The 11955-nt window shown below is 49.9% G+C and carries 8 protein-coding genes; all 8 read right to left on the reverse strand.

What is annotated here, in order from left to right; all coding sequences use genetic code 11:
* Window positions 1-17: 17 nt before the first annotated feature.
* Complete coding sequence (locus EJP77_RS02955; protein ID WP_127197670.1) at window positions 18-2708, reverse strand: transglycosylase domain-containing protein; 2691 nt, start codon at window positions 2706-2708, stop codon at window positions 18-20.
* Between the two features lie 138 nt (window positions 2709-2846).
* On the reverse strand, window positions 2847-3086 hold the full coding sequence (gene hfq / locus EJP77_RS02960; protein ID WP_127197671.1) for an RNA chaperone Hfq: 240 nt from the start codon (window positions 3084-3086) through the stop codon (window positions 2847-2849).
* Between the two features lie 25 nt (window positions 3087-3111).
* The gene (gene miaA, locus EJP77_RS02965) at window positions 3112-4086 is read right to left on the reverse strand and encodes a tRNA (adenosine(37)-N6)-dimethylallyltransferase MiaA (RefSeq protein ID WP_127197672.1); all 975 of its coding nucleotides are present in this window, start codon (window positions 4084-4086) and stop codon (window positions 3112-3114) included.
* Window positions 4073-4855, reverse strand: coding sequence for a class I SAM-dependent methyltransferase (locus EJP77_RS02970; protein WP_127197673.1), 783 nt, complete (start codon window positions 4853-4855; stop codon window positions 4073-4075). Before EJP77_RS02970 ends, miaA begins: the two co-directional genes overlap by 14 nt.
* A gap of 14 nt (window positions 4856-4869) precedes the next feature.
* Window positions 4870-6990, reverse strand: coding sequence for a DNA mismatch repair endonuclease MutL (gene mutL, locus EJP77_RS02975; RefSeq protein WP_127197674.1), 2121 nt, complete (start codon window positions 6988-6990; stop codon window positions 4870-4872).
* A gap of 28 nt (window positions 6991-7018) precedes the next feature.
* Window positions 7019-9808, reverse strand: coding sequence for a DNA mismatch repair protein MutS (mutS, locus tag EJP77_RS02980; RefSeq protein ID WP_127197675.1), 2790 nt, complete (start codon window positions 9806-9808; stop codon window positions 7019-7021).
* Between the two features lie 59 nt (window positions 9809-9867).
* Window positions 9868-11244, reverse strand: coding sequence for a putative amidoligase domain-containing protein (locus tag EJP77_RS02985; protein WP_127197676.1), 1377 nt, complete (start codon window positions 11242-11244; stop codon window positions 9868-9870).
* 107 nt (window positions 11245-11351) lie between these two features.
* Window positions 11352-11900 (reverse strand): outer spore coat protein CotE, encoded by a 549-nt coding sequence (cotE, locus tag EJP77_RS02990; protein ID WP_127197677.1) that lies wholly within the window; start codon window positions 11898-11900, stop codon window positions 11352-11354.
* Window positions 11901-11955 lie beyond the last annotated feature (55 nt).

Below are 11955 nucleotides of genomic sequence, written 5' to 3' on the forward strand. Positions count from 1 at the left end.
TAACATATTCGGACGAGTTAACGTCCCCCGGTCTGAGTACCGGTATCCGTTCCAGGAGTTTTGGTAGTTGTGCCTCCTGTATCTGTTCCTGGGGTAGTCGTACCCGGCGTGGTAGTGCCAGGTGTTGACGTTCCCGGTGTTGTTGTTCCTGGTGTTGTTGTTCCTGGCGTTGTCGTTCCCGGGGTATTGGTATCCGGATTCGTGGTTCCAGTACCTTGATCAGTACCCCCATTCTGGTCATCTTGACCCGTTCCGGCATCCTGGCCAGTGCTGTCTTGACCACTGTCGGAATCCTTATTTCCTTTTCCATTCCCACTGTTGCCTTTTCCGTTACCGCCATCCTGATTGTTGTTTCCTTGGTCGGTATTGCTGCCATTACCATCAGGATTATTAGGATCAGGCTGGTTAGGATCTACAGCAGGTGCTTCTGCTTGCTGTGTAGATACCTGGATCGATGCTGATTTCTCACTTTCCAATCCAGTAGACGGATCTACATAAGTAACATAATATTCATAGGTTGTATTCGGGATCACGGTCACATCCTCTGCGGACGTTGAATCAGCTTCAAGCAGCTGAGAAAATCCGGATTCCGAAGCCTCCTTGCGATATACACGGTACTTCACATTCGGAACATCCACGCCATTCCAGCTTAGCAAGACGGTTCCCGTATCCTGATTGAATGCACCTGCAAGACCACTGATCGTGGTTACCTGCTTAACAGGTTCCTGTTCCTTTTGCTTCAGGTCATTTGGAATTGGGAAATCCTTAACTGGAACATCCTTAAGCGCATCCTTCATAATGGTTCCGAATAAGGCCGCCGACTGACCACTGCTTCCTTTGAGAAGATGGTCTTTGTCCGGCTTGTCATAACCCATCCATACCGAAGCGGTCCATTCAGCCGTATAACCCACAAACCAGGCATCACGGTTGCGGCTGCTGTTCAGGCCTTTAATCCCGTGTTGGGTTGTACCGGTCTTACCAGCAACAGGGCGACCTCCCAGGCTCGCGCGCTTACCTGTTCCACTTGTAACAACCTGCTCCATCATTTTTGTCATATAGTAAGCCGTGTCCGAGCTGATTACAGACTCCGGATTAGGAGGATTGTAAGTGTAAACCTCCTTACCATCTGGCCCCTGTATGCTCTTGATGGAATACGCAGGATTGTGATATCCGCCGTTTGCGAATACGCTATAGGCTTCAGCCATTTCCAGAGTATTCGTACCTTTTGTCAAACCGCCAAGGGCGATGGCCAGGTTCGCATCATTAGGATCCATCGTAATTCCCATCTTCTTGGCGTATTCCACTCCTGTCTTGACCCCTACTTGATCAAGGAGCCATACCGCCGGAATGTTCGCGGATTCTTCAAGAGCCTCGGTCATCCCGATTGTCTTGGAGTATCCATGCAGGTTACCGGGACAATAAGTTCCGTTAGCGAAACACTGCTTCTCATTGCTGAGCATGGAATCCGGGGTGAACTTCTTCGTATCCAAGGCCGGAGCATAATCGACGATCGGCTTAAAGGCAGATCCTGGCTGACGCCGCGCTTCGACCCGGCTGAAGCCTTTACGTTCATAGTCACGCCCGCCCAGCAGGGCAACAAGGCTGCCATTCTGATGGTTCATAATGACAACTGCACCCTGAACCTGCTGATCGTCCTTGCTTTTCTCAAAATTGCTGTCATCTGCAAAAGCCTTCTCAACAGCTAACTGAGCCTGTTTATCCATCGTCGTATAAATCTTGTAGCCGCCTCGGTTCAGCTGGTCTTCCGTAAGACCCGTCTTCGCTTCGGCTTCCTTCATCACGAAATCCTTAAAGGCGAGATAGCTCTGACTCTTCTTAGGAGGAGTATAATCGTAATCCACTTTCTTCGCTTCATCTCGCTGGGCCGCCGTAATATATCCCTGATCGAACATCAGATCTAGTACGACACCTCTGCGTGTTTTGGAAAGTTCGGGATTCGTCACCGGGTTATAAGCTGAAGGACCTTTCGGTAAAGCCGCAAGCGTAGCGATCTCCCATAATTTCAGCTCTTTCAGATCACTCTCGCCGAAATAGCGTTGGGAAGCGGCCTTGATCCCATAAGACCCTTGACCGAAATAAATTCGGTTCAGGTACATTTCAAGAATCTTTTCTTTGCTGAAGTTACGCTCCAAAGCCATGGCAATGGATACTTCAGTTGCTTTACGGAAGAAGGTCTTGTCGCGAGACAAGAACATGTTCTTCGCAAGCTGTTGCGTAATTGTACTTCCGCCCTCCACTTTGGAACGAGCTACAACGTCCTTCACCGCCGCACGGCCGATCGACCATAGGTCGACACCTGAATGTTCCATAAAGCGTCTGTCCTCAGTTGCAATAAAAGCTTCCTGAAGCAGCTTCGGAATCTGCTTGATATCAACCGGCTCACTCTTCGTAATGGACAACTCGCCCATCAGATTCCCGGATCGGTCATATACTTTGGATGTTTCATAGATCGTCAGCTTATCCTGGTTCTCACTCAGAATTTTCTCACCGTTAATGGAGATAAATATATAGCCGCCAATTGCACAAATCACTGCAAATGCCATGGTGAAAAACATAGTCCAAAGCACACGCTTCGTTGTTATCTTTTTCTTTTTCTTAGGAATCTTAGACTTAGTTGTGTTCTCTTTGCCATCAGAAGGATTCGACCTCGAAAGCCTAGATGGCGGTCTGTTATTATTCGTAGACATGGTTCTGCACAGACTCCCTTCAAGTCAATCTTCTCTCTATAAAGGACGGAAAGAAAAGAACAACCTTCTTCAGGTTGCTCCTTCTCCTCATCTTATACCTTTTAACGTGCTTTGTTCAAAAAAGTTTCATGATAAATCTTAGCTTTCGGATGGCGTCTCTTGCATCAAAGAGACATTACGCTGCGGTTGGAACGTAGAAATGGCATGCTTGTACACCATTTGCTGACGGCCATCACTGTCAATGACAATGGTAAAGTTATCAAATGCTTTAATTGTCCCTCTAATTTGGAAACCATTTGTCAAGAATACTGTAACAGGGATATTCTCTTTGCGTAGTTGGTTCAAGAACGTATCTTGGATGTTAATGGACTTGTTCATTAGCGGTACCCCCAATGAGTTTCAATTAGTGTTCTGAAGTAAATTCAAGATCTTCATGGAACTTTCCTGCTATTATAGCACGTACTTTCGCCAAATTCTCCGTGTAATTTTCCGGGCATGTCATATCCACCCAATGAATATCATGCATATGCCGGAACCAGGAAAGCTGCCGCTTCGCATATCTGCGCGTGTCCCTCTTTAATTTGAACACAGCTTCCTCCAGCGGAACCCCGTCAACCAGGTGCTCGGCAATCTCCTTATAGCCCAGCCCTTGCATAGCCACAAGACTTCTGGAATAACCTTTGCCCAATAGAGACTCAACCTCTTGAACCAGACCCTGGTCCATCATTTCGTCAATGCGCGCTTCTATACGGTTATATAGCAATTGACGGTCCATTGTCAAACCAATGATGCACAGCTCATAGGGAGACTGCTTCTTCTGAACAGCAAGCTGGGACGAGAGTGTTACTCCAGTTAAATGATAAATCTCGAGCGCTCTTATAATCCTCCGCTGATCATTAGGATGAAGCCGATCCGCCGACACTGGATCAATCAGGGCCAATCTGGCATGTAGTGCTTCTGCTCCGTGCTCTTCCGCATATCTGACCTGCTCCTCCCGGAAGTCTTCGTCAGCGGCAGCGTCTGTGAATTTGAACTCATAACAGACAGATTCGACGTAAAGTCCGGTCCCCCCGACAATAAAGGGCAAATGTCCGCGGGAAGTGATCTCAGGGATCAACTGGTTGCAGTATTCCTGAAAAAGGGCAACCGAGAAGGGCTCCTCAGGAGAAAGCACATCTATCAGATGATGGGGTACTCCATCCATTTCCTGCGGCGTGATTTTGGCGGTTCCTATATCCATTCCCTTGTAGACCTGCATGGAATCGCCGGATATGACTTCACATTCGAACATATGAGCCAGGTCAATACTCATTCGCGTCTTACCGACCGCGGTAGGTCCTACGAGGACCAGCAATTTGGGTTTCTTATCTGTTGTCAAGCTCAATCACTCCGTAAGCTATTTTGGTATGGGCCCGTTCGCGAACCGCGAAACCTAACCTGGCGAATTCTCCGCTATCCCTTTTCTCTTTCAAAACAACGGTTTTTCTCGCTACCCGGCAGGCTTCTTCAATCGATCTTCTATCCAGAGAGCTTCCATTAGCAAAAGCCCGAAGCGGGGAAATGGATGAAGACTCCTTTACCGGTTCCCGGAACATAGGATCAAAGTAGACGATATCTACACTTTTATCTGGCAGCTCACCAAGCAACTGAAGATGATCGGCATGCTTGACAACAATACGACGCATTGCCTTGTCAAATTCTTTTAACCCAGATTGGTAGGTTCTTAAACCTTCCTTGAGCAATCCATAGATAGGGAGCGAACTTTCCAGCGCGGTTACACTCCCCTCTTCTCCCGCCGCAATAGAGAATATGATGGAGTCCGAGCCGAGTCCGGACGTACAATCTAAAATTCGGTCCCCTGACTCGGCCTTCGAAATTTCAAGCATATAATCTGGCTCTCCTTTCAAGAGCCTCTTGGCTCTAACGAAAGACATGCTCGGATGAAATTCCATAGGCTCTCCAGCAGCACTCACAATCCGGATTCCACTTTCCAGGATGACCAGCACGGCATCGGCCCGGTGGCGGGTTAGTAGTTTGGATAATGACGTGCGGCTGCGCCGTACATAAGGGACTCCGAGCTCGAGAGATAGCTCTTCTGCCTGACTTACCGTCCCCGGAGCTTCATTGTCTCCTGTTGTAATAATCAATCTGCTTCCTCCGTTCACATCACTCGTTTGAACATTTTCTCCAGATCATAGGTCGAAAAGGAGACCACAATGGGCCGGCCATGCGGACATGTATACGGCTGTTTGCAAGCAGCAAGCCTGTCCAGAAGGGTCTTTGCCTCTTCCGCCGTAATCTTCTGATTAGCCTTAATAGATGCCTTACAAGAACAAAGTATGGATGAGCGCTCGCGCAGCTTAGCCAGGTCAATAGCTCTCTCACTTAACACCCAATCAGCCATTTCTTCGATAATTGACGTCTCTTCCCCTTGTGGAAACCAGTATGGATGAGATATGACCCGAAAGGTTCCACCGCCGAAATGCTCCAGGATGACCCCGGCATTCTCGAACCACTGCAGACGGCTCTTCAGCTTCTCACTGTCTGCTGAAGTGAATTCCAAGGTAATCGGAATAAGAAGCTCTTGGGAAGCGTCAGCCGGATTACCAAATTTCTCGTAGTAATATTCGTAATTCACACGCTCATGGGCTGCATGCTGGTCAATCAGATATAAGCCATTCTCATTCTGGGCGATCAGATAGGTACCGTGGTGCTGCCCAATTAGGGTAAGCTCAGGAAAGGCTGGCATTTCCGGCCTGTCATCTCTAGAACCGTACAGCTTCTCAGTTGGCAGAGAATTCGTCGAAGTTCCTGAATAATTGCCGTCATTTCCGCCTGCTCTCCCAACACGTCCTGTGGCGGTCTGAGAAGGATAGCCTACCGAACTTTCTCTGTAGGGTGTATTACTCTTCGCGATGCTGTCAGGCATCGGACGTAATGGGTCTATACCCGTCCACGCCTCGTTCGATTGAGTGTACTGCCCAGGAGAAGAGTATTGCCCCGAACTGGTCTCCTTGACATTCCCACCTGTCGCAGACGAAGCAGCAGGATAGGCAGCGTCTTGCGGCCCCTTCACTAACGGCAAACTTACTGTGCCGTCCGTGGCTCTATTAACACGGGTAGACAAATCCGCGTCTTGCGGCCCCTTAGCTGGTGCAGAACCGTGTTCATTTATATTTGCCGGGCGACTATCCATGTCCGCCTTACCTGAGGAATGGAAATTGAATTGCTCCTGAATAATGGACTGGCTGTCTCCACGGGTAACCGTCTGCTTCACCACATGAGGGATAAGCACCTGTTGGGACAACACAGCCCGGATGCTTTCTTCCAGAAACGCATATAGCTCCTGCTCCTTGCTGAATCGCACCTCCAGCTTGGACGGATGAACGTTAACATCTACCAGGGAAGGGTGCATATGAAGCTGCAGTACAGCAATCGGATATCTGTTGATTGGCAGCAGAGTATGATAGGCTCTCATCATGGCAGCCTGAAGGCCCGGATTCCGGATATAACGCCCGTTCACCATTGTAGAAATCGCACCGCGATTCGATCGGGTCAAGTCTGGACGACCTACGAAACCTTCGACCTTGTAGTCTGCATTCTCAGCCTCGATCCCCAGCATGCCTTTGGCTGCCTGGGTACCATAAATAGAAGCAATCACCTGGAGCAAATCCCCGTTGCCAGGGCTTTGGAGCAGCTGGTTGCCATTATGCCGCAAAGTGAACGCAATTTCTGGATGGGCCAGGGCCTGTCTGTACATGACGTCCGAGATATGTCCTAGCTCAGTCTGGATTGTCTTCATATATTTCAGCCTTGCCGGAGTATTATAGAATAATTCCTTCACCGAAATATCCGTCCCCAGTGGAGTTGGAGTATCTTCGTTCTCTTTAAGTGAGCCGCCTTCGATGATAATGCGTCGTCCAAGCCCATGGTCCCCATTCGAAGAGACCAGTTCGACTTTGGATACAGCAGCTATACTTGGCAGTGCTTCTCCCCGAAAGCCCAGTGTCCGGATTTGGAACAAATCTCGGCCGAGAGAGAGCTTGCTGGTGGCATGCCGGTAAAAGGCGGTTTCACAGTCCTCAGGTTCTATGCCTGAGCCGTTATCCGTTATTCGAATAAGCGATAAACCGCCTTCTTCAACCGTGACATCGATTCGCCTCGCACCGGCATCAATGGCATTCTCGACCAGCTCCTTCACAACCGATGAAGGTCTTTCCACCACTTCACCTGCTGCAATCTGGTTCGCGATATGCTCGTCCAGGATTTGAATTTGTCCCATTTGGCCTCCCCCACTCTCTTCAAGGAATTTACATGTCTTTCACTTTCATCTTCAAATCATTTAACAGCTGCATGGCCTGAATTGGCGTCATATTCATCAGGTCGGCATTCTTGACCAGCTTAATAATCTGCTTGGCACCAGCATCCTCCTTAGGGGATTCTGGCTTGTCCGAAGTCCATTCATCCCCAAAAATAGAAAGCTGCTGCACCTGTCCAGTGCCTTTTGACTGGCCAGTAACTTCTTGACTTGTACTCTGTTCTGTATCGATCGGCTTGTTCGTCTCTAGCTTCAGAGATGCTTTAGACTCTTCTGTCAAGACTGCGGCTGCCGCCGGAGAGGATGTCATTACCGCGCTAGCTTCCCGGAGAGTCATCTGAGCGCTCTCCCTGGCTCCAGAATCCGAGGCTTTTGCGGCCGTAACCAATGGGGCTGCCTCTTCCAAGCCTTGCAGCAGACCATAGGCCCGTTCGATTATGCTGCCTGGGAGACCTGCAAGCCGGGCACAATAGATACCGTAGCTTGTGCTTGCTGCGCCGGGAATCAACTTGCGGAGGAAGTGAACCTTCTCCCCGCTCTCCTGAACAGCCATGGAGTAATTTTTCAGAGACTTCAAGCTAGTCTCCAGATAGGCCAGCTCATGGAAATGTGTAGACACAAGCGCTTTACAGCCGATATGATCATGCACATATTCAATGACAGCTTGGGCGATCGACATCCCTTCTGTCGTCGAGGTCCCCCGGCCCAACTCATCAATGATGATCAGGCTTCGCTTGGTAGCTTTCTCTGTCATTAGCTGAATATCAGCCATCTCTACCATAAAGGTACTCTGACCCCCGATCAGGTCATCTGCGGCACCGATACGGGTAAATATCCGGTCGATCATCGGAATTTCTGCTGTGACAGCAGGCACAAAACAACCAATCTGAGCCATAATGACGATCAGAGCCACTTGGCGCATGTAAGTACTTTTGCCAGCCATATTAGGTCCAGTAATCAATAGAATCCCGGCTTCATCCTTGCGCAGGTAGGTGCCGTTCGCAATGAAGCCAGTGCCGTCCATCACGCTCTCGACAACCGGATGGCGCCCCTGCTCAATAACGAGGTCATATCCGTCCGTAAGGACCGGCTTAACAAAGTTACCTTCACTGCTGATCTCAGCCATGGACCGGTACACATCGATCTCCGCCACCTTCTCAGCCAAGCGCTGAAGACGCGGTATCTCCTGGCTCAAGCGCTCACGCAGCTCGCTGAACAGGGCGAACTCCAGGTCGACCATCTTCTCTTCCGCTTCCAGGATTAATGCTTCCTTCTCCTTCAATTCGGGAGTGACATATCTTTCGGCATTGGCAAGCGTCTGCTTCCGTTCATAACGGCCTTCTGGCAGTGACGCCAGATTCGATTTGGTAATTTCGATATAATAGCCAAACACCTTGTTGTAACCGATCTTCAAGGACTTGATGCCCGTTGCTTGGCGTTCCGCACTTTCCAGCTCCGCGATCCATCGCTTGCCGTTCATTCCGGCTTCGCGCAGGGAGTCCAGATGCTCGTGATAGCCTGCCTTAATGAGTCCTCCATCTCTTACAGAGACAGGAGGCTCATCCGCGATGGCCGCATCGATCGCATCTGACAGATCTTCGCAGCGGTCCAGCTCCTCTGCGATCCGCTGCAGCGTGGCAGAAGAGGAACCCGAACACAGCTCTTTGAGCGCAGGAATTTGCCTAAGAGATTTCTTGAGCGCAATCATATCCCGGCCGTTGGCACTCGAGAAAGCAATTCGCCCAACCAATCGTTCCAGATCATATATTTCACTTAGCCGCTCGCGCAAATCTTCTCGCAGAATATACCCGGCGTGAAGATGCTCCACCGCTTCAAGCCGGTCTTCAATCCGGCTGCGCTGCAGCAGCGGCTTGTCGATCCATCTGCGCAGAAGTCTTGCTCCCATGGAGGTCTCGGTCCGATCAAGTAGCCAGAGTAAGGAACCCTTCTTCGATCTTTCCCGTACCGTCTCTACGAGCTCCAGATTTCTACGTGTGAATGGGTCCAGAATCATATAATGATTCGGTTCATAGGCTGTAATCCGGGTGAGTTGACCTAGAGAACGCTTCTGCGTCTCTGACAAATACGCAACAAGCAGGCCGACATTATGTCTGCGCTGCTCTTCCAGCCGGATCCAGACCGCCTCAGTGAACTGCTTGCGTGCCAGATCTTCCTTAGACTTATCCCATGGTGTGTACACAACCGGTCTTCCCACCGGATTAGCCGTAGATTGAACCCATTCCAGCAGGGAAGAATCGCCGATAATCTCGGCTGGGGTATACAGACCTATCTCATCTCTGAGCCATTCATAGCTTGAAGGGGCAGAGGTGACGTACAACTCCCCTGTTGACAAGTCACACGCCGAGACCCCCATAACCCCACTTAGCTCAGTGACGCAGAGCAGATAGTTATTGGCCTTATCCCCAATGGTCTTGCCTTCCATCACGGTGCCCGGAGTAATTACCCTGACAATTTCACGTCTGACAATGCCCTTGGCTTCAGCCGGATCTTCAACCTGCTCACAGATGGCCACCTTATAACCTTTCTCAATCAATCGATGTATATAGCTCTCAGCAGAATGATAGGGAACCCCGCACATCGGAATTTTGTCTTCTACTCCGCCATCACGCGCAGTTAACGTTATTTCAAGTTCCCGGGATGCTTGGATCGCATCTTCGAAGAACATCTCATAGAAATCACCTAGACGAAAAAATAGAAAAGCGTCTTTAGCGCCTTCCTTCACCTTCAAATATTGTTCAATCATCGGCGTATATTTAGCCATGATGTACCTCCAGCCCCTTCTTTCTACTGACTTCTATTATAGCAGAAAAGAAGGCGGGCTTACGAGGGGCGCTCTATTTTCCAGACAGTTCTAATATCCCTGCTCTCGTCCCATTTACGTCCCAGGCGAAGCGCCTCAAGGAAGGGATGTATATATTTCTCATAACGGTGATACCCCTCCATGCTCCGGATTTCGTTCTCAAGGGGCTCAAATGCTTTTCTCAGAATTGACTTGTCACCCAGATAGAATGCTTGATGGACATCCTCTCGCAGCAAGGGTCTGGATGGAAGCCGAGTATAGTCATCAGCAATTAGGGCCGCAAGGGCAACAATCCCTTTGGTCAGAAGGGAAGAGACAAGGAAGCTGGGCAGTGTACGGTATTCAAACCCTCCATAATCCTGAACTCTATGATCACCTAAATAACCGTATCTCGGCCTGCGAACCTTCGCTCTCTCATCTTCCAACACCGCAACGGGCAGAGCCAAATAGTTATCCAGGGTTCGGAGCAATTCAGCGGTTAGCGGCAGACCACTGAAATGAAGATGACCGCCCAGCGGAAGCCCTGGAATCGGCATTCCACCTGCAAGCCATAAGAGTGAAGAATCATGAATATGACTTGAAGCATACTGCAGCGCACCCATCAGGTTGCGGAGCAATTCGGCAGGCTCTGAACCCGGAGAGGGGCGCAGTTCAGCAATCGGATATAGGGTGCGATCTCCTGAGCGGACAGCATCACAACCTGCAATCCCTACCCGATCCAGGAACCTGGAGGCCGGGATGACCTTGTGTCCTATCCGGTCGTAGAGCAGAAATTCGGGATCCATACCAAGTCTCAACGATTCATGGTTCTGCAGCCCAAGCCGTGCTGACTCTTCTAAGATCGCCTCGGCGAACCTTAAAGATGAGGTCTCATCCTCCAAATCGGGAACGGCCCGAACAAGCTGAATGACCATGGACCCGCCCTCGCCAGCACTAATCTCTACTTCTCCGAAGTCAAGGCCAAGCGTATAGAGCGCTCTAACTGCTATTCTTTCCAGCCTCCGCTCAAGAGTAGTTAGCCCCGATTGCTGCTCTTGACTCCTCTGTGCCTTAGCAAGGTTAAACGCACGCTCGGCCCAGCCGCACGGAACAATCTCCACCACTCTCAGGTGAAAGATACGAACAAGAAATCGACGTAAATACGAAGCTGAACGCCCGTTTATATCAGACCCCAAATCAGTCCTCATCCCAGCTTGACGAAGCCGTCTCTCTAAGTCCAGTGAAGCTGCAGCCTGAAATGCCCTGACTCCCTTATTCATAACCAGAATGGATTGATCCAAAGTCTGTGTGAAGTCTTGCGGATCTTGAAGCACTAGGTTAGCATGGCCCAGCCGCTTCAGCACCGCTTGAAGTCTCCCGGAAGAACGGTCATTTCCCAGCATGATCTTGAATTCCATTCTCCCGCCTCCTCAATGGTCACCAGCCCCAAATCACGAAAAAACAAAAAAAAGAGGGCTCCCGCCCTCGTCGCTGCTCAGGCAGCTGCATACACTAGAGTATTCAGTTACAGATCATCATCCAGGAGATCCGGATCTAGATCCTCATAATCTCCGCCATCTCCGCTGAAGTCAAAATCTTTGTCTTCAAAGTCGCTGCCGCCCGGTACGACCAGGACATTGATCTTAGTCTCAGCTACAAGCTCGACGGCGAACTCGCGCTCCACGCGAATAAGCACACTGCCGTCTCCAGACACACTGGCTTCGACGGTGCTTGGTTCCTGCGTCGCATCCGCGGAAACCTCCACCGACGAAGAGCGGTGTCTTGAATCAAGATAGGAAAGTGGAACAAGCTCTACATAGGACACTTTTTCTTTCGCTACCGCAGTCTGTGAGTTCCTGTCGTACGAGTACCAAATGTTGATATCGTAAGTCCCAATAACTTCAATTCCGTCACCGGCAGCAACCGCTTCGTACTGGTGGTTGATAATCCAAGCCCCCAGGATACTTGTCGGATTTTGAGGCGGAGTCACGGTATGTGTTACGGTAGAGAACTTACGACCTTTTCCGCAGATCGCTTTCGTAATAATCTCTCTACTTTGATATTTCGATGACATGGTTTGAACCTCCTCCATACAAATCAATCATTCACTATCAAGTGTATGCACGACC

It is taken from the genome of Paenibacillus zeisoli, assembly GCF_003994465.1.
Classification (GTDB): domain Bacteria; phylum Bacillota; class Bacilli; order Paenibacillales; family Paenibacillaceae; genus Fontibacillus; species Fontibacillus zeisoli.

Excerpts from the sequence above, each read along its gene's own strand:
- EJP77_RS02955 (WP_127197670.1), bottom strand. The coding sequence starts at position 2,708 with ATGTCTACGAATAATAACAGACCGCCATCTAGGCTTTCGAGGTCGAAT.
- hfq (WP_127197671.1), bottom strand. The coding sequence starts at position 3,086 with ATGAACAAGTCCATTAACATCCAAGATACGTTCTTGAACCAACTACGC.
- mutL (WP_127197674.1), bottom strand. The coding sequence starts at position 6,990 with ATGGGACAAATTCAAATCCTGGACGAGCATATCGCGAACCAGATTGCA.
- mutS (WP_127197675.1), bottom strand. The coding sequence starts at position 9,808 with ATGGCTAAATATACGCCGATGATTGAACAATATTTGAAGGTGAAGGAA.
- EJP77_RS02985 (WP_127197676.1), bottom strand. The coding sequence starts at position 11,244 with ATGGAATTCAAGATCATGCTGGGAAATGACCGTTCTTCCGGGAGACTT.
- cotE (WP_127197677.1), bottom strand. The coding sequence starts at position 11,900 with ATGTCATCGAAATATCAAAGTAGAGAGATTATTACGAAAGCGATCTGC.